The sequence below is a fragment of the Kluyvera sp. CHPC 1.2972 genome, assembly GCF_036759925.1.
Classification (GTDB): domain Bacteria; phylum Pseudomonadota; class Gammaproteobacteria; order Enterobacterales; family Enterobacteriaceae; genus Kluyvera.
Genome location: NZ_JAPKIB010000018.1, coordinates 33637 through 52745 on the forward strand (window position 1 = coordinate 33637; position 19109 = coordinate 52745).

14 protein-coding genes and 1 riboswitch are annotated in these 19109 nt (G+C 56.3%); of the genes, 6 read left to right on the plus strand and 8 right to left on the minus strand.

The annotated features are described in order from the left end of the window. The first annotated feature begins 19 nt into the window (after positions 1-19). Entirely contained in the window at positions 20-865 is an 846-nt protein-coding gene (gene nhoA / locus V6944_RS20325) for an N-hydroxyarylamine O-acetyltransferase (protein WP_333500265.1), read from the plus strand. An 83-nt stretch (positions 866-948) separates the two neighbouring features. After that, the gene (locus V6944_RS20330) at positions 949-1737 is read left to right on the plus strand and encodes an MBL fold metallo-hydrolase (protein WP_333500266.1); all 789 of its coding nucleotides are present in this window, start codon (positions 949-951) and stop codon (positions 1735-1737) included. A gap of 80 nt (positions 1738-1817) precedes the next feature. On the opposite strand, the gene V6944_RS20335 is transcribed toward V6944_RS20330, so the two are convergent. The 7 genes from V6944_RS20335 to V6944_RS20365 all read right to left on the minus strand — a co-directional run bounded on the left by V6944_RS20335 (position 1818) and on the right by V6944_RS20365 (position 12103). Beyond that, entirely contained in the window at positions 1818-2831 is a 1014-nt protein-coding gene (locus V6944_RS20335; RefSeq protein WP_333500267.1) for a magnesium transporter, read from the minus strand. 54 nt (positions 2832-2885) lie between these two features. Next, positions 2886-3069, minus strand: a riboswitch (M-box (ykoK) riboswitch). 194 nt (positions 3070-3263) lie between these two features. Then, positions 3264-3944, minus strand: coding sequence for a respiratory nitrate reductase subunit gamma (gene narI, locus V6944_RS20340; RefSeq protein WP_064545526.1), 681 nt, complete (start codon positions 3942-3944; stop codon positions 3264-3266). Beyond that, positions 3941-4636 (minus strand): nitrate reductase molybdenum cofactor assembly chaperone, encoded by a 696-nt coding sequence (gene narW, locus V6944_RS20345; protein ID WP_333500268.1) that lies wholly within the window; start codon positions 4634-4636, stop codon positions 3941-3943. Before narW ends, narI begins: the two co-directional genes overlap by 4 nt. Continuing rightward, positions 4636-6162, minus strand: a complete 1527-nt coding sequence (gene narH / locus V6944_RS20350; protein ID WP_185666286.1) for a nitrate reductase subunit beta — start codon at positions 6160-6162, stop codon at positions 4636-4638. Before narH ends, narW begins: the two co-directional genes overlap by 1 nt. Continuing rightward, positions 6159-9899 carry a nitrate reductase subunit alpha gene (locus V6944_RS20355; RefSeq protein ID WP_333500269.1) on the minus strand — a complete coding sequence of 1247 codons (3741 nt, stop codon included), beginning with the start codon at positions 9897-9899 and terminating at the stop codon, positions 6159-6161. Before V6944_RS20355 ends, narH begins: the two co-directional genes overlap by 4 nt. Positions 9900-9959: 60 nt before the next feature. Then, positions 9960-11345, minus strand: a complete 1386-nt coding sequence (locus V6944_RS20360) for a NarK family nitrate/nitrite MFS transporter (protein WP_333500270.1) — start codon at positions 11343-11345, stop codon at positions 9960-9962. Between the two features lie 176 nt (positions 11346-11521). Next, on the minus strand, positions 11522-12103 hold the full coding sequence (locus V6944_RS20365; protein WP_333500271.1) for a TetR family transcriptional regulator: 582 nt from the start codon (positions 12101-12103) through the stop codon (positions 11522-11524). A gap of 124 nt (positions 12104-12227) precedes the next feature. On the opposite strand from V6944_RS20365, the gene V6944_RS20370 reads away from it, so the two are divergent. The 3 genes from V6944_RS20370 to V6944_RS20380 all read left to right on the plus strand — a co-directional run bounded on the left by V6944_RS20370 (position 12228) and on the right by V6944_RS20380 (position 14950). After that, a complete protein-coding gene (locus V6944_RS20370) occupies positions 12228-13718 on the plus strand; it encodes an MFS transporter (protein WP_333500272.1) in 1491 nt (496 codons plus the stop codon). Between the two features lie 138 nt (positions 13719-13856). Next, complete coding sequence (locus V6944_RS20375; RefSeq protein ID WP_333500273.1) at positions 13857-14258, plus strand: MbcA/ParS/Xre antitoxin family protein; 402 nt, start codon at positions 13857-13859, stop codon at positions 14256-14258. Then, positions 14255-14950 carry an RES family NAD+ phosphorylase gene (locus V6944_RS20380; RefSeq protein ID WP_333500274.1) on the plus strand — a complete coding sequence of 232 codons (696 nt, stop codon included), beginning with the start codon at positions 14255-14257 and terminating at the stop codon, positions 14948-14950. Before V6944_RS20375 ends, V6944_RS20380 begins: the two co-directional genes overlap by 4 nt. Positions 14951-14955: 5 nt before the next feature. Here the strand turns inward: V6944_RS20380 and yddG are convergent, their stop codons facing one another. After that, on the minus strand, positions 14956-15834 hold the full coding sequence (gene yddG, locus V6944_RS20385; protein WP_333500275.1) for an aromatic amino acid DMT transporter YddG: 879 nt from the start codon (positions 15832-15834) through the stop codon (positions 14956-14958). Between the two features lie 220 nt (positions 15835-16054). Between yddG and fdnG the strand changes: the two genes are divergently transcribed. Beyond that, the gene (fdnG, locus tag V6944_RS20390) at positions 16055-19102 is read left to right on the plus strand and encodes a formate dehydrogenase-N subunit alpha (RefSeq protein ID WP_333500276.1); all 3048 of its coding nucleotides are present in this window, start codon (positions 16055-16057) and stop codon (positions 19100-19102) included. Positions 19103-19109 lie beyond the last annotated feature (7 nt).

A 19109-nucleotide genomic window follows, 5' to 3' on the forward strand; every position in this document is an offset into this window, starting at 1 on the left:
ACCAACGCTGGAGGCTTTGATGACCCCTTTCTTAAGCGCCTATTTTGCTCGTCTCGGTTGGACGGGCACCCCCGACGTATCCATTGAGACGCTGCGCAGTTTGCATATCCACCACAACAGCGCCATTCCGTTCGAGAACCTTGACGTGCTGTTGCCGCGTGAAATGCACCTCGACGATCAATCGCTGGAAGATAAGCTGGTTCACGCGCGTCGCGGTGGCTACTGCTTTGAACAAAACGGTCTGTTTGAGCGCGTGCTGCGAGAACTCGGTTTCCATGTGCGCAGCCTGCTGGGGCGCGTGGTGCTGTCGCATCCGCCGCAGATGCCGCCGCGTACTCACCGCCTGCTGCTGGTGGACGTTGACGGCGAGCGCTGGATTGCTGACGTGGGCTTTGGCGGGCAGACGCTGACCGCGCCAATCAAGCTACTGGCGGATATCACCCAGACGACGCCGCACGGCGACTACCGTCTGCTGTACGAAAACCAGGAGTGGATTTTACAGTTCAGCCATCACGATCACTGGCAGTCGATGTATCACTTCGACCTGGGCCGTCAGTACGCCTCGGATTACGTGATGGGCAACTTCTGGTCGGCGCACTGGCCGCAGTCGCATTTCCGCCACCATCTGCTAATGTGTCGCCATCTGCCGGACGGCGGCAAAATGACGCTGACCAACTTCCACTTTACCCATTGGGATAACAACCATGTGGTTGAGAAGATTGATTTCCCTGACGTGCCCGCGCTGTACGAAGCGTTACAAACCCGCTTCGGGCTTGGCGTGACCGATCCGAAATATGGCTTTAGCGTCAGCGAACTGGCGGCCATCATGGCGGCATTCGACACCCACCCAGAAGCCGGAAAATAACCCGTAGCCCGGCCGAGGCGAAGCCGACGCCGGGGTTTAGCACCGCGTTGCCCCGTAGACGTAATTTTCAGGGATGAGATGATATGGCCTTAACGATCCGTGTATTACTTGAAAACCATCTGGCTCGCGGCGCCGACAGCGGACTCAGAGCCAAAGCGGGATTAAGTCTGCTGATCGAGGATGAAACCACCGTCATTCTTTTCGACACCGGCCCCGATAACAGCTTCCAGCACAATGCCGCTCAGATGGGTATTTCGCTGGATAATCTTACGGCGACGGTGCTCTCACACGGTCACTACGACCATTGCGGCGGCGTGCCCTGGCTGCCGGATAATAGCCGGATTATTTGCCACCCGACCATCGGCAACGAGCGCTATGCCGCGTTGAACGTGGCGGGGCGCAGCCATAAAATCAAAAAGCTTTCGCTGGCGATTGATTACGCTCGCCATCGCATGGAGTACACTCGCGCGCCGCTGCACATTAGCGACCGTTTTATCTGGTCAGGCGAGATAGCCGTTGATCGCCCCAAAGCCTACGGCGTGACGGGAGATAAAACGGATTACGTGGTTGATGAGGGCGTGCTGATTTATCTGTCCGAACATGGGCTGGTGATTATTACCGGCTGCGGGCATCGCGGGATTGTTAACATCGTGCGGCACTGCCAGCGGATTACCGGCATCGACAAGGTTCATGCGCTGATCGGCGGCTTTCATCTGCGCTGTGCTTCGCCGCGCACGCTCTGGCAGGTGAGGCGGTTTTTACAGCAGCTCAAGCCCGATAAAGTGATGGGCTGCCACTGCACCGGCGCGTGGGCCAAACTATGGTTGCCGGAGATTATCTCCCCAGCAACCGGCGACACCTTTACCCTGTAGCCCGGCCAAGCGAAGCGCCGCCGGGGTGTGGCACAGTGCTAATTCCCGGCGGCGCTTCGCTTGGCCGGGCTACGGAATCGTTAGTTTAGCCCTAAGAAATGCTGGGCGATTTTGAAGTAGATAATCAGCCCGGTGCCGTCAATCAGCGTGGCGATAAACGGGGCGGAAACCACCGCCGGGTCGATGCCGACGCGTTTGATGACCAGCGGGATTACCGACGAAACGACTGCGCTCCAGATAGTGACGCACACCAGCGTCAGGCTGACGATAAAGGTGATTTCCGGGCCAATGCCCATGATCCACGCCCGCAAGCAGCCTGCCGCGCCGAGGGTGATAGCAACCAGCATCGCCGTCGACATCTCTTTACGCAAAATACGCCCCAGATCCCTCAGGCCCACTTCACCCAGCGCCATGGCTCGCACCAGCGTTGAGGTGATCTGCGTACCGCTGTTGCCCCCGGTGCCAATCAGCAGCGGGATAAAGAACGCCAGCGCAATAGCAGACTCCAGCGCCTCTTCAAAGTGCTGAATCACGGTGCTGGTGTACGCTTCGGCGATAAACAACAGCAGTAGCCAGACGGCGCGTTTTTTCCACAGCGTCACCGGGCTTATCTCCAGATACGGTTTTTCCAGCGGCAGGGTGGCGCCCTGAAGCTGGGCGTCTTCGGTGATTTCATCGGCTAACAGCTGGTCTATCTCTTTTTCATTCAGGCAACCGATAAGCTTGCCGTTTTCAATCACCGGCAGTAGCGTCAGACGATGCTTTTCGATAAGGCTCGCCGCCACGTCGCGGGTATCATCCGGGCTGACGTGGAATAAGGTGGTGGTCATCAACTGCGTTACCGGCTGATTATCATCGGACGCCTGTAACAGCGTGCGCGTCGATAATATTCCGCGCAGATTGTCGCCGGACACCACGAATACGGCGCAGGGGAAATGGTCGTCATTTAATTGTCGCAGAAACATCTCACGCGCTTCTTTTACGCTAAGCGGTTCCGGCAACGAAATAAATGTTTTCGACATGTAGCTTGCAATATTATCGCCCGTTACTGGAGCGGTTGGGTAGTGCGGCGCAGTGGCATGAATATAAGACATCAAAATGTTCCCTATAGAAATTCTATATAGGGCGAACAAAACTGGAAATGCTGAGAAAAATCCCTACGTCCCGGTTTTAGCACTGAATAACGTATCTGTACGGCCTTGAGCTGTCAGAAGTTATCTTGGCAACACCTTGATTCGATGGATGCCTGTATTTCCCTGTGATGGTCTCTCTCGATACCACCAGGGCGATAACTTATGTTTATTCAGGAGCCTCGCCATAACAAGATTATTAATTACGATGTTGAGTAAATTTATATTTCCGATGTGCCTTAGGCGCCACGGTAAATTCAACGAGCGTAATATAGCGCGTTATTACGCATTGTGGTGGTGAAAGATAAAGTGGTTGAGAATAGGTTTAGTATTTTGTTTGTGGCATAAAAAACCCGGCGTCGCGGTGCTCGGCCGGGCTACGTTATGTTAACAGGACTATCGGCGTGAACGGACCACCTGATAACGTCGGGTCAGGTATTCCACCGGCGCGCTCCAGACGTGCACCAGGCGGGTGAACGGGAACAGCAGGAAGATGGTCATGCCCAACACCAGATGTACGCGGTAGACCCAGGCCACGCCGTCCAGGTGCGCGGAAGCGCCGCCGTGGAAGGTCACTACCGCCTGCGCCCAGTCCACCAGTTTCAGCATTTCGCTGCCGTCCGGGTGCTGTGCGGAGAACGGAATAGTGGTCAGACCGAGGCAGCACTGAATCAGCAGGATGCTGAGGATCAGGATATCCGCCGTTGACGAGGTAGCGCGAATGCGCGGGTTGAACAGCCGACGAATCAGCAGACCAGCGCCGCCGACCAGCGTCATCACCCCGCAGGCACCGCCGAGGATCATCGCCATCAGCTGTTTCTGCGACAGCGGCAGCCAGGATTCATACACCCAGTGCGGCGTTAACATGCCAAAGAAGTGGCCGAAGAAGATCCCCAGAATACCGACGTGGAACAGGTTGGACCAAATCACCATCCCGCGCTTGTCGAGCATCTGGCTGGAGGAGGCGCGCCAGGTGTACTGACCGTAGTCGTAGCGCAGCCAACTGCCCAGCAGGAACACCGTACCGCAGAGGTAAGGGTAGATATCGTAAAAAAAGACGTTGAGGTACTGTATCATTTCGGGCCTCCCGCACGGACGTCCACGTATTGTGGCGCCACGTCCTGGCTAAAGCGTCGTTGATAGCTTTGCAGCGGGGAACTGTCGCAGGCGGTGGCGTTATCTTCGATAAACTTCACCTGCTCCTCTTCCCAAACCGCATCCAGCGCCTGGCGGGTATCGTCTCGCGCTTCACCCGCCACCTGTTTTGTGACACTGTCACTTGATAATGACGTATTGGCCAATGCCAGCAGGGTATCGAACAGCTGATACCACGGTGCCTGGCGCTGTTTAAGGCGACCGCCAATCAGCGCCAGAATCGGCGCCACGTTTTGCAGGCCTTCCTGCGCCTGAGCCTGGGGCAGAATGCTGAGATACTCCAGATAAAGCGGCAGATGATCGGGCAGCTCGCGGCAATCCAGCTCTAGGCCGACCTGTTCATACTGCGTCATCAGCTCAACCATCGCCTGACCCCGGTCGCGGGACTCCGCGTGCACGTGCTCAAACAACAGCAGCGAGGTAGCGCGTCCGCGCTCAAAAATCTCACACCATTCCGCCTGCTTATCGAGCAGCGACACCGACAGATGCTGTTCGAGGAACGGGCGCAGCGCGGGGGCGTCGCTGTCGATTAACGCAAACAGCTCATCCTTGTTATCCCAGCTGAGCTCATCGGGGTACTCCATCAGCAGCCCGATGATTTTCAGGATCCGCATTAGTTTTTCTCCCCGATGTTGATGGCATCGATACGGTGGCTGTTAAACAGGTTGAACTTGGTGTCCGAGCCGTGGCAGCCGTCGCCGAAGGTGAAGCCGCAGCCCTTGCTTTCCGGGAAGGCATCTTCCGCCATTTCGCGGTGGCTGGTTGGGATCACGAAGCGATCTTCGTAGTTGGCGATCGCCAGGTAGCGGTACATCTCTTCAACCTGTGCCTCGCTCAAGCCCACTTCTTCAATCGCGCGGGTGTCGGTCACGCCCTCAACGGTCTGAGAACGTTTGTAGTGACGCATCGCCATCATGCGTTTCAACGCGCGCAGCACCGGGCCGGTATCGCCCGCGCTGAGCATGTTTGCCAGGTACTGTACCGGAATGCGCAGGCTTTCCACCGCCGGCAGAACGCTGTCGGTTTTTGGCAGGCCACCGGCATCGGCAACGGACTGAATCGGTGACAGAGGCGGCACGTACCAGACCATCGGCAGGGTGCGGTATTCCGGGTGCAGCGGCAGCGCCAGCTTCCAGTCCATCGCCATTTTGTACACCGGTGAACGCTGAGCGGCGTCCAGCGTATTCTGGGTGATGCCCTGTTTCAGCGCTTCTTCAATTACCGCCGGATCGTGCGGGTCGAGGAAGACATCACACTGACGCTCGTAGAGATCGGTTTCGTGCTCGGTGCTGGCAGCTTCTTCGATGCGGTCGGCGTCATACAGCAGTACGCCAAGGTAGCGAATACGGCCTACACAGGTTTCTGAACAGACGGTCGGCTGGCCGGATTCAATACGCGGGTAGCAGAAGATGCATTTTTCGGATTTGCCGCTCTTCCAGTTGAAGTAGATTTTTTTGTACGGGCAGCCGGTGATGCACATACGCCAGCCGCGGCACTTGTCCTGGTCAATGAGCACGATTCCGTCTTCTTCACGCTTGTAGATAGCCCCGCTTGGGCAGGTGGCGACACAGCTTGGGTTCAGACAGTGTTCGCACAGACGCGGCAGATACATCATGAAGGTGTTTTCGAACTGGCCGTACATCTCTTTTTGCATCGCCGCAAAGTTCTGGTCGTGGGCGCGTTTTTCAAACTCGCCGCCGAGCAGCTCTTCCCAGTTCGGACCCCACTCAATTTTGTTCATCCGCTGGCCGCTGATCAGCGAGCGCGGGCGGGCGGTCGGCAGGTTTTTGCCCTCCGGCGCGTTGTGCAGGTGCTGGTAGTCGTAGGTGAACGGCTCGTAATAATCGTCAATGCCTGGGATCAGCGGGTTGGCGAAGATTTTCGACAGCACGCCCAGACGGCCGCCCATGCGTGGGGTCAGTTTGCCGCTGATACCTCGCACCCAGCCGCCTTGCCATTTTTCCTGGTTTTCCCAGTCTTTCGGGAAACCGATGCCCGGTTTGGTCTCGACGTTGTTAAACCACGCGTATTCCATCCCTTCGCGGCTGCTCCAGACGTTTTTACAGGTCACGGAGCAGGTGTGGCAGCCAATGCATTTATCAAGGTTTAAAACCATCCCAACCTGTGAGCGTATCTTCATTTTGCTGCCTCCTGAACCTGGTCATTGCCTTCATCATCCAGCCAATTAATGTTTTTCATTTTGCGGATCATAATGAACTCATCACGGTTCGAACCGACCGTTCCGTAGTAGTTGAAGCTATAGGCCAACTGCGCATAGCCGCCGATCATATGGGTCGGTTTCGGGCAGATACGGGTGACCGAGTTATGGATCCCCCCGCGTCGTCCGGTAACCTCCGAGCCTGGAATATTCATGATGCGTTCCTGGGCGTGGTACATCATGGTCATGCCCGGTGGTACGCGCTGGCTGACCACCGCACGGGCGGTGAGCGCACCGTTGGCATTGAACGCTTCAATCCAGTCGTTATCGGCGATCCCCAGCTCTTTGGCGTCGGTTTCGCTCAGCCAGACGATCGGCCCGCCGCGCGACAGCGTCAGCATCAGCAGGTTTTCGCTGTAGGTGGAGTGAATGCCCCATTTCTGGTGCGGCGTCAGGAAGTTCAGCGCTTTTTCCGGGAAGCCGTTTGGCGGAATTTCCTTCATGTGGCTGACGCTGCGGGTGTCGATGGGCGGGCGATAGGCCACCAGGCTCTCGCCAAAATCGCGCATCCACGGGTGATCCTGATACAACGACTGGCGGCCCGACACGGTACGCCACGGGATCAGCTCGTGGACGTTGGTGTAACCCGCGTTATAGGAGACGTGTTCATCTTCAAGGCCGGACCAGGTCGGGCTGGAGATGATTTTGCGCGGCTGCGCCTGAATATCGCGGAAGCGAATCTTCTCATCTTCTTTGTTGGTCGCCAGGTGGGTGTGGTTGAGGCCGGTAAATTCGCCCAGTGCTTCCCAGGCTCTCACCGCCACCTGACCGTTAGTTTCCGGCGCCAGGGTGAGGATCACCTCGGCGGCATCAATCGCCGTCTCAATGCACGGGCGGCCTTTCGCCGGGCCATCGAGCTTGACGTAGTTGAGCTTGCCGAGGAAATCTATCTCGGTCTGGGTTTTCCAGCCGATGCCTTTGCCGCCGTTGCCCAGTTTGTCCATCAACGGGCCGAGCGAGGTAAAGCGTTCGTAGGTGGCTGGATAGTCACGCTCGACCGCAATAATGTTCGGCGCGGTTTTGCCCGGAATCAGGTCACATTCGCCTTTACGCCAGTCCTGAATGGCAAACGGCTGCGCCAGTTCCGCTGGGGAGTCATGCTGTAGCGGTTGCAGCACCACATCGGTTTCAACGCCGAGATGGTCTTTGCAGATTTCCGAGAACGATTTGGCGATACCTTTGTAGATTTCCCAGTCGCTTTTTGACTCCCACGCCGGGTCAACGGCGGCGGAGAGCGGGTGAATGAACGGGTGCATATCCGAGGTGTTCATATCGTCTTTTTCGTACCAGGTCGCGGTCGGCAGGACGATATCGGAGAACAGGCAGGTACTGGACATACGGAAATCGAGCGTGACCAGCAGGTCAAGCTTGCCCTCAATGGCCGCGGTCTGCCACTCCACTTCTTCCGGCTTCACGTCGTCGGTCGAGCCGAGATCGTCACCCTGAATCCCGCTGTCGGCACCGAGCAGGTACTTCAGCATATATTCGTGGCCTTTACCGGAGGAACCGAGCAGGTTAGAACGCCAGATAAACAGGTTACGCGGGTGGTTCGCACCGTTGTCCGGCTGCTCGCTGGCAAAACGAATATCGCCAGATTTCAGCCCCTGAACGGTGTACTCCTGAGGCGTCATGCCCGCTGCTGCGGCCTTCGCCTTCACGGTCAGCGGGTTGAGGTTGAGCTGCGGCGCGGACGGCAGCCAGCCCATACGTTCGGCGCGGACGTTAAAGTCGATAAGATGACCGGTATATTTTTTCGGGTCGGCCAGCGGTGAGAGCAGCTCTTGCGCGGTCAGCTTCTCATAGCGCCACTGGCTGGCGTGGTTGTAGAAGTAGGAGGTGCTGTTCATCTGGCGCGGTGGGCGGTTCCAGTCCAGCGCGAAGGCAAGCGGCAGCCAGCCGGTTTGCGGACGCAGCTTCTCCTGGCCCACGTAGTGCGCCCAGCCGCCGCCGCTCTGACCGACGCAGCCGCAGAACACCAGCATGTTGATCATCCCACGGTAGTTCATGTCCATGTGGTACCAGTGGTTAACCCCGGCACCAAGGATGATCATCGAGCGGCCGTGCGTTTTGTGCGCGGTGTCGGCGAACTCAAGGGCAATTTTTTCGATGTTATGGCGCGATACGCCGGTGATCTGCTCGCCCCAGGCCGGGGTGTAGGCTTTCACCTCATCGAAGCTTTTCGCCGCCAGATCATCGTCCAGACCGCGGTCAAGGCCGTAGTTAGCCAGCACCAGGTCATAGACGCTCACCACCAGACGGCTGCTGCCGTCGGCGAAGGTCAGTTGCTTGGCGGGCAGCTTGCGCACCAGAATCGGGTCTTGTTTGACGCTGCGGAAGTGTGGGTTTTCGTTGCCGCCAAAGTAGGGGAACGCCACGCCAGCGACGGTATCGCGGTTGTCCAGCAGCGACAGCGTCAGCTCAATCTCTTTGCCGGAAGCCAGCGATTCGAGGTTCCATTTGCCTTTTTCGCCCCAGCGGAAGCCGATAGAACCGTTAGGCACCACCAGTTCGCCGTCGCGGTTGTAGGCCACGGTTTTCCATTCCGGGTTGTTGGCTTCCCCCAGCCCATCCACCAGATCGGAAGCACGCAGCATGCGGCCTGCGGTATATGAACCGTCGTCGCGACTGTCGAGCATTACCAGCATCGGCATGTCGGTGTAGCGACGGCAGTAGTTGATAAAGTATTCGCTTGGGTTATCGAGGTGGAACGCTTTGAGGATCACGTGCCCCATCGCCATAGCCAGCGCGCTGTCGGTACCCTGTTTCGGTGCCAGCCACTGGTCGCTGAGCTTGGCGACTTCCGAGAAGTCTGGGGTGATGGCGACGGTCTTGGTGCCTTTGTAACGCACTTCGGTGAAGAAGTGGGCGTCCGGGGTACGGGTCTGCGGCACGTTGGAACCCCAGGCGATGATATAGCTGGAGTTGTACCAGTCGGCGGATTCCGGCACGTCGGTCTGCTCGCCCCAGGTCATCGGTGAGGCGGGCGGTAAGTCGCAGTACCAGTCGTAGAAGCTTAGGCAGGTGCCGCCAATCAAGGAGAGATAGCGGGTACCGGCGGCGTAGGAGACCATCGACATCGCTGGGATCGGCGAGAAGCCCGCCACGCGGTCGGGGCCGTACTTTTTAATCGTCCAGACGTTGGCGGCGGCAATCAGTTGGTTAAGCTCTTTCCACGAAGAACGTACAAAGCCGCCTTTACCGCGCGCCTGCTTGTAGCTCTGGGTCTTTTCCGGGTCTTTCATGATGCTGTCCCAGGCCACCATGGGGTCCGGGTGCTCGGCGAGGGCTTCACGCCACAGTTCAATCAGCTTTTTACGCGCCAACGGGTATTTCAGACGATTGGCGCTGTAGAGATACCAGGAGTAACTGGCACCGCGCGGGCAGCCGCGAGGTTCGTGGTTCGGCAGGTCAGGGCGGGTGCGGGGATAGTCGGTCTGTTGGGTTTCCCAGGTGACCAGGCCATTTTTGACGTAAATCTTCCAGCTGCATGAGCCCGTACAGTTCACTCCGTGGGTCGAGCGAACGATCTTGTCGAATTGCCAGCGTTGACGATAGCTGTCTTCCCAGTCACGGTTATTGTCGTAGACCTGTCCGTGACCGTTGGCAAAGGTCTCGCCTTTCTGCTTAAAGTAGCGAAAGCGATCCAGTAGCTTGCTCATACTTGCTCCTCCTGACGGGGGCTTTGCTCCCCCGTGGTTACACTGCTCACATAGTTATGTTTATTTTGACGTCGGTTTGCGGCGGCCGTAGACAAGCCATGTCACCAGCACGCACACGACGTAGAAGACAAAGAACACTTTCATGGCGCCAACCGGTGAACCGGTCATGGCTAAAGAGGTGCCGAAGGCTTTTGGAATAAAGAAGCCGCCGACTGCGCCGATAGCGGAGATAAAGCCGAGCGCTGCGGCGGTATCGGTAACCGCTTCGTGCTGAGCCTCTTCATCCGTACCGCCGCGTTTTTTGACGCTATCGATGGTGATTTGCCGGAAAATCACCGCGATCATCTGGAAGGTGGAGCCACTGCCGAGACCGGCGGTCAGGAACAGCCCCATAAACACCACGTAGAAGGCGAGGAAGCTGCCGGAGCCGCTGCCCGGCAGTGTCAGGAACAGCAGGCCGGTAAACACTGCCATCAGCACGAAATTTACCAGCGTCACCTTCACACCGCCGAGACGATCGGAAATCACGCCGCCGAATGAACGTGCCAGCGCACCGATAAACGGCCCGAAGAAGGCCAGCTTGAGAATGTTAACGTCCGGGAACTGGGTTTTCGCCAGCATCGCAAAACCGGCAGAGAAGCCGATGAAGGAGCCGAAGGTCGCCAGATAAAGCAGGCTCAGCAGCCACATATGCGGGCGTTTCAGCACCGGAAGCTGGTCACGCACCGACGCTTTGGAGCTGGCAATATCATTCATCCCTACCCAGGCGGCGATAGTGGCGATAACCAGCAGCGGCACCCAGATAATGGCGGCGTTGGCCAGCGACAGAGTGGAACCATCCTCCTGCGGCACGCCGTGAACGCCGATAAAGGTGAAGATTGGCAGGAAGATCACCGCAGGCGCGACCATCTGCATCACGCTGACGCCGAGGTTGCCGAGCCCGCCGTTAATACCGAGGGCGCTGCCTTGTTTCGCTTTCGGGAAGAAAAAGCTGATGTTGCCCATGCTGGAAGCAAAGTTAGCCCCGGCAAAGCCGCACAGCAGTGCAATGATGATAAATACTTCGTAAGGAGTAGCGGTGTTCTGAATGGCAATGCCCAACCAGATGCACGGTACCACCAGAATTACCGTACTTAACACCGTCCATTTGCGCCCACCCAAAATGGGTACCATAAAGGAGTAGGGCACGCGTAATATTGCACCAGAAAGCGAAGGTAACGCGGTTAATAAAAAGAGTTGATCGGTGGTGAAATTAAAACCCACTTTATTGAGATTCACCGCAACGGCACTAAATAACATCCAGACGCAGAAGGCGAGTAATAAACAGGCAACGGAAATCCACAGATTTCGCCTCGCAATTGATTTCCCTTTATTTTCCCAGAAGCCGGGATTTTCAGGTTTCCACTCTTTTAAAAGATAATGATTCTCTTTCTCATTATTTGCCATATAACCCTCGGGGAATGCGTCATAAATAAGAAACAAAGGAAAAACAGCGATGTAGGGAGAGGGGATTATTAATGCCAGGCCGTTTTATCGCTTTATCGTTGAAGAATAGATAAAAAAAGCGCGTTGTAAGAAAACGCGCTGTGAATAAAACGTTGTTAATTGTTACTAAATGTAAATTAAGCGGGATTAAGCTCTATCGTAATATAATGTTGTATATAGCGAGCGAAGATCTCATCGCTAATTTCCGCCATCCCTAGTGCATAAATTCCATCTAGTCCACACACTAACGCAATTAATCGCCAGGCAATATTTTCTGCGCTATCGATGGGACGAAATTCATTGGCTTCCGTGCCCTGTAAAATCAGCGATACGGTTTCCTTATGCCACATGTCCATCGTCAGCAGGTAGGCGCCTTTGATATCACTGTCGCTGTCCGCCAGCAATTGTGCTTCCCGCCAGAGACGGACGTAGGGTTCAAGACGGCCATCGTCGCTGCCGAGCATTGAAAAGAGGCGGTCGTGCCAGCTGGCGTCATCGGCCACCAGCGGCATATCGAGCATGTCACGGATCAGTCTGACGAAGGCGAGTGATTTGAGTTCACCGATAGAGGTGAAGTGGTGATGTACCTGGCCGCTGGAGACCCCGGCGACGCTGGCAATATTACGCACGGTCATCGCGCTAAAGCCACCGCTTAGGGCTACCTGCATGGCGGTTTTAAGGATCGCTTCCCGCCGTTCTTCTCGGGTTAAATAGTTCATTTTTCTTCGTTTAAGTAGGGTTTAGCTGAGAATAACAAAAAATTGGACATGCGTTCAACAATCCGGCAGGATCTCGTTCCTGGACGCATGTCCAACACTGAAAAATGATGTGAGGAACGGAAAAATGTCACGCCAATGGTTAACGCTCATGGCTATCCTGATGGTCTATATCCCGGTGGCGATTGATGCCACCGTGCTGCACGTGGCTGCGCCGACGCTGAGCGTCGCGCTGGGCACCAGCGGCAATGAGCTGCTGTGGATCATTGATATCTATTCACTGGTAATGGCCGGAATGGTGCTGCCGATGGGCGCGCTCGGCGACAAGATTGGTTTTAAACGCCTGCTGCTGCTCGGCAGCGGGATCTTTGGTCTGGCCTCGCTGGCAGCGGCGTTTTCGCCGACAGCGCTGACGCTGATTGCTTCACGCGCACTGCTGGCGATCGGCGCGGCGATGATTGTCCCGGCCACGCTCGCCGGGATCCGCACCACCTTTGCCGAAGCGCGTCACCGCAATATGGCGTTGGGGCTGTGGGCGGCCGTCGGCTCCGGCGGCGCGGCGTTCGGCCCGCTGGTGGGCGGCATGCTGCTGGAGCACTTCTATTGGGGATCGGTGTTCTTGATCAACGTGCCGATTGTGCTGGTGGTGATTGCCATTAATGCCAGAGTGGTGCCGCGCCAGCCTGCGCGACGCGAACAGCCGCTGAATCTCTTCCAGGCGCTGGTGCTGATTGCCGCCATCCTGATGCTGGTGTTTAGCGCCAAATCAGCGCTGAAAGGGCAGCTTGCGCTGTGGCTGGTGACGATGGTGGCGATTGCTGGTGCCAGCATGCTGTACTGGTTTGTCCGTAAACAGCTCTCGGCGAGCCGCCCGATGGTGGATATGCGCCTTTTTACCCATCGCATTATTTTGAGTGGGGTCATGATGGCGATGACGGCGCTGATTACCCTGGTCGGGTTTGAGCTGCTGATGGCGCAGGAATTGCAGTTTGTGCATGGCAAAACGCCGTTTGAAGCCGGGCTATTTATGCTACCGGTGATGGTGGCGAGCGGATTCAGCGGCCCGATTGCCGGGATGCTGGTGTCAAAGCTGGGGCTGCGTGAAGTGGCGACCGGTGGGATGCTGTTAAGTGCGCTGAGCTTCCTTGGCCTGTCGATGACTGATTTCAGCACCCAGCAATGGCAGGCGTGGGGGCTGATGACGCTGCTGGGCTTTAGCGTTGCCAGCGCGTTGCTGGCCTCCAGCTCGGCGATTATGGCGGCGGCACCGAAAGAGAAAGCGGCAGCAGCAGGGGCCATTGAAACCATGGCCTACGAGTTGGGCGCGGGGCTGGGTATTGCGCTGTTTGGCCTGATCCTGACCCGCAGCTACACCTCGTCGATTGTACTTCCCGCTGGGGTAGACGGTGCGGCGGCCGAGCAGGCGGCTTCGTCGATTAGCGAAGCGATAAAACTGGCACAGTCAATGCCTGCCATCCCGGCGCAAAGTCTGATTGAGGCGGCAAAAACGGCGTTTATCAACTCGCACAGCATCGTGCTGGCGACGGCGGGCGTGCTGCTCCTGCTGCTGGCCGCCGGTATCTGGCGCAGCCTGGCTAAGGTCCCGAATCCGGCCTGATTGCCTGAAAGGGCCTGGTGAGCTTATCGTCTCCGCTCAAGGGAGTGTGTACATTATTGGACGACTACACTACAATTGTCATTAAATGTACAACACCATGCTTTGGGTGATGTCCGAAAATAACGTCCGGGAGGGCCTATGGCGACAGTACAAGAAAGCCATGTAAACGGTAATGTTGACACCAGCAAAGCGCTGCCGGTCGTGTTCCGCATTCTGGAAAAATGGCAATGCAACACAGATGAACAACTTCGGTTACTTGGAATTAGCTCACGTTCAACATTGAACAAATACAAAGAGTCGAAGGGCGGTATTCGCTTAAGTCTCGATATTCAGGAACGAATGAGCTATATCCTGAATATCCATAAGTGCCTGCGTTTGCTGTTCACCGCCGATGACAGCATCTACGGCTGGGTACGTAGACCTAACGCTCATCCTTTCTTTGCCGGACGTTCGGCAATGGATGTGATGAACGGTGGCCGTGTTGCCGATCTCTATGAGGTCGCCACGCGGCTTCAGTCCTGGCGGGGGGGCATGGCTTGAGTAACGAAGCCCCACCGCTCATTGCGTTAACGGGGGCCGCGGCGTACCGGATCATCCCCAGCCGCTATCCCACTATTGATTTGTTCGAAGACGTTGCCAGCAGCGATGAGCTTGAAGCGGTCTGGGCCGTTGAAGCGCTGACCAATGAGCGGCTGCTTGAGCAGGCGGGCGAACTGATGCGGGTACCGAAAGGTGACTGGCTGGTCGGGCTGAACGGTAGCAGCTACGTGATGGCGGCCTTTACCCATATCAACCCGGAAGGGGCGCGGTTCAGCACCGGCGACTTTGGTGGTTACTATTGTGCGCCTCAGCTCGACACCGCCATTAAAGAGACGGTGTATCACCAGGAGCGTATCTTCGGTTACACCAATGAACCGGCACAGAAAGTGCAAATGCGGGTGCTGTTTACCGAATTTGATGCGACCTTAGCGGATATCACTCAGGAGCCGTTTATCTCGTCGCCGCTTTATCACGCCACGGACTACAGCCAGTCGAAGGTCTTCGCTCAGGCGCAAAAACTGCAGGGCAGAGACGGTATTCACTACTGCTCGGTGCGTCATACTGGCCACACCTGCTATGTGCTTTATCGGCCCTGCCTGGTCACAAAAGTCACGCAGGCAGAGCATCTGGAGTATCACTGGAACGGTCGTTCGATTACCAATATTCTGAGCATTAAGCTCTACGGCGACTAATCAATTTACCGCCGGGTAGCCTGCCAGCAGAGCAGGGAACCCATGCAGACCATCGCCGCGCCTTGCCAGAACGACCAGGAGAGTGCGGCGCTGAGCAGCACCGCCGCCAGCGCAGAGGAGAGCACCGGCGTGAAGTAAGAGGCAACGGCTAACAGGCTGACGTTACCGTGCAGTATGCCGACGTTCCACGCCGCATAGGCTAATCCTAACGCCAGGGCGCACAGTACCAGTTTAATCACCACCGGCCAGCTAAAGACCATCGGCGGCTGATCGCTTAGCAGGAATTTCACCCACAGGCTTAATGCCGTCAGTAAAACAAAAAGCGTAATACCATTTTTGCCTTTGGCATATTTGGCGGTGACGGTGCAATACGCTGCCCAGATAAAGGCCCCGACAAAGGCCAGAATATAGCTGAGCGGACTGGAGATGACGTTGCGGGTTATTTCGTTGATATCCAACCCTTGTTCGCCGCCTAATACCCAGGTCACACCGAATACGGAAAGCAATAATCCCGGGATCACTAACCAGCTGCTTTTTTGACCGTTAAACAGAATGGCAAACAAAATCGTCAGGCTTGGCCAGAGATAATTGACCATACCGACTTCAATCGCCTGTTGACGGGTACCCGCATAGCCAAGTGAGAGCGCGAGACAGATTTCATAACTGACAAACAGTACGCTACCGGCCACAAGATAACGCGGCGGGATTTGACGCAACTGCGGGAAGCCGACGGTGAAGATAAGCAACAGGCCGCTCAGGCTATAGATCATTGCCGCACCGCCCACTGGGCCTAGCCCTTCGCTGACGCCGCGAATCAGTCCCACCATGGTGCTCCATAATACGATGGCGGTGAGTCCCGTCAGCGTCGCTCTCTTTTTATCCATCTCTAACCTGATGCTTTTACAAATGAAGTTTGCGGTTATAGCATTTTTTTACCGCTACTGGTGATATTTTTCCGCGACGCCTAACCCTAAAGGATTAATAAAACTTGCTGACCCTGACTATTAAGTGGGGCTCAGTTTTCGACATTGATTTGACGCAAAAAAAACAGGGGCATTGCTGTTAGTTTTTCTCTCGAAGTACATCCATACAATGAGGAAAACAATGGACGTCAGCCGCAGAAAGTTTTTTAAAATCTGCGCGGGCGGTATGGCTGGGACGACGGCTGCGGCATTAGGGTTTGCCCCGAAAATGGCGTTAGCACAGGCGCGAAATTTCAAATTACTGCGCGCCAGAGAAGTTCGTAACTCCTGCACATACTGCTCCGTAGGTTGTGGGCTATTAATGTATAGCCTGGGCGATGGAGCCAAAAATACCCGGGAATCGATTTACCACATTGAAGGTGACCCGGATCATCCGGTAAGCCGCGGCGCGCTGTGTCCGAAAGGCGCGGGGCTGCTGGACTATGTACACAGTGAAAACCGTCTGCGCTACCCGGAATACCGCGCACCTGGCTCGGATAAATGGCAACGTATTTCGTGGAATGAAGCCTTTGATCGCATCGCAAAATTGATGAAGGCCGACCGCGACGCCAACTTTATTGAGAAGAACGAGCAGGGCGTCACGGTTAACCGCTGGCTTTCCACCGGGATGCTGTGTGCATCCGCGGCAAGTAATGAGACCGGCATGCTGACGCAGAAGTTTGTGCGCTCGCTTGGCATGCTGGCGGTAGACAACCAGGCGCGCGTCTGACACGGACCAACGGTAGCAAGTCTTGCTCCAACATTTGGTCGCGGTGCGATGACCAACCACTGGGTTGATATCAAAAACGCCAACGTCGTGATGGTGATGGGCGGTAACGCCGCTGAAGCCCATCCAGTGGGATTCCGCTGGGCGATGGAAGCGAAAAACAATAACGATGCCACGCTTATCGTTGTCGACCCGCGCTTTACGCGTACGGCGTCGGTCGCTGATATCTATGCGCCAATTCGTTCCGGTACCGACATTACCTTCCTGTCGGGCGTACTGCTGTATCTTATCGAAAACAATAAGATCAACGCCGAATACGTGAAGCATTACACCAACGCCAGCCTGCTGGTGCGGGATGACTTTGCCTTCGAAGACGGTCTGTTTAGCGGCTATGACGCCGAGAAACGTCAGTACGATAAATCGTCCTGGAACTATCAGTACGATGAAAACGGCTATGCCAAACGCGATGAAACGCTGACCCATCCGCGCTGCGTGTGGAACCTGCTGAAGCAGCACGTTTCCCGCTATACGCCGGACGTGGTGGAGAACATCTGCGGTACGCCAAAAGCGGACTTCCTGAAAGTGTGCGATGTGCTGGCTTCCACCAGCGCGGCAGACCGTACCACCACCTTCCTGTATGCGCTGGGCTGGACGCAACATACCGTCGGGGCGCAGAACATTCGCACCATGGCGATGATCCAGCTGCTGCTCGGCAACATGGGGATGGCAGGCGGCGGCGTGAACGCCTTGCGTGGTCACTCGAACATTCAGGGCTTAACCGATTTAGGTCTGCTGTCGACTAGCCTGACCGGCTATCTGACGCTGCCGTCGGACAAGCAGGCGGATCTGCAAACCTATCTGACCGCCAATACGCCGAAAGCGCTGCTGCCCGATCAGGTGAACTACTGGAGCAACTATCCGAAGTTCTTCGTTAGCCTGATGAAGTCGTTCTACGGCGACGCGGCAACGAAGGATAACGACTGGGGCTTTAACTGGCTGCCAAAATGGGACCAGGCCTACGACGTTATCAAATACTTCAACATGATGGATAACGGCAAAGTCACCGGCTACATCTGCCAGGGCTTTAACCCGGTAGCGTCCTTCCCGGACAAAAACAAGGTCGTACGCAGCTTGAGCAAGCTGAAGTACATGGTGGTTATCGACCCGTTAGTGACCGAAACGTCTACCTTCTGGCAGAACCACGGTGAGTCTAATGACGTTGATCCATCAACGATTCAGACCGAAGTTTTCCGTCTGCCGTCGACCTGTTTCGCTGAAGAAGACGGTTCGATTGCTAACTCCGGCCGCTGGCTGCAGTGGCACTGGAAAGGTCAGGAAGCACCGGGTGAAGCGCGTAACGACGGCGAGATTCTGGCCGGTATTTACCATCGTCTGCGCGAGATGTATCGCAACGAAGGCGGTAAGGGCGTTGAGCCGCTGCTGAAGATGGGCTGGAACTACAAACAGCCGGATCACCCAGAGTCGGAAGAAGTCGCTAAAGAGAACAACGGCTACGCGCTGGCTGACCTGTATGACGCCAACGGCGTGCTGGTGGCGAAGAAAGGTCAGTTGCTCAATAGCTTTGCGCTGCTGCGCGATGACGGTACCACGGCGTCCTCCTGCTGGATCTATACCGGTAGCTGGACTGAACAGGGTAACCAGATGGCCAACCGCGATAACGCCGACCCATCAGGGCTGGGCAATACGCTGGGTTGGGCATGGGCATGGCCGCTGAACCGTCGCGTGCTGTATAACCGCGCTTCGGCGGACGTGAACGGCAAACCGTGGGATCCGAAACGGATGCTGATCCAGTGGAACGGCACGAAATGGACGGGTAACGATATCCCGGACTTTAATACCGCGCCGCCGGGCAGCAAAACCAATCCGTTTATCATGCAGCAGGAAGGCCTGGGGCGTCTGTTTGCCCTCGATAAGCTGGCAGAAGGGCCGTTCCCGGAACACTACGAGCCGATGGAAACGCCGCTGGGAACTAACCCGCTGCACCCGAACGTTATTTCGAGCCCGGTGGTTCGTCTGTACGAAGAAGATGCCGTGCGCCTTGGCAAGAAAGATAAGTTCCCATACGTCGGGACCACCTATCGTCTGACCGAGCATTTCCATACCTGGACTAAGCATGCGCGTCTCAACGCCATTGCGCAGCCAGAGCAGTTTGTGGAAATCAGCGAAGGGCTGGCGAAGGCCAAAGGGATTGCCAACGGTGACCGCGTGACCGTCAGCAGTAAGCGCGGCTTTATTCGCGCCGTGGCGGTGGTGACTCGTCGTCTGCAGACCCTGAACGTGAACGGTCAGCAGGTGGAAACCATCGGTATCCCGCTGCACTGGGGTTATGAAGGCGTTGCCCGTAAAGGCTATATCGCCAATACCCTGACGCCGAACGTGGGTGATTCCAACTCGCAGACGCCGGAGTATAAGGCGTTCCTGGTTAACATCGAGAAAGCGTAAGGAGCGT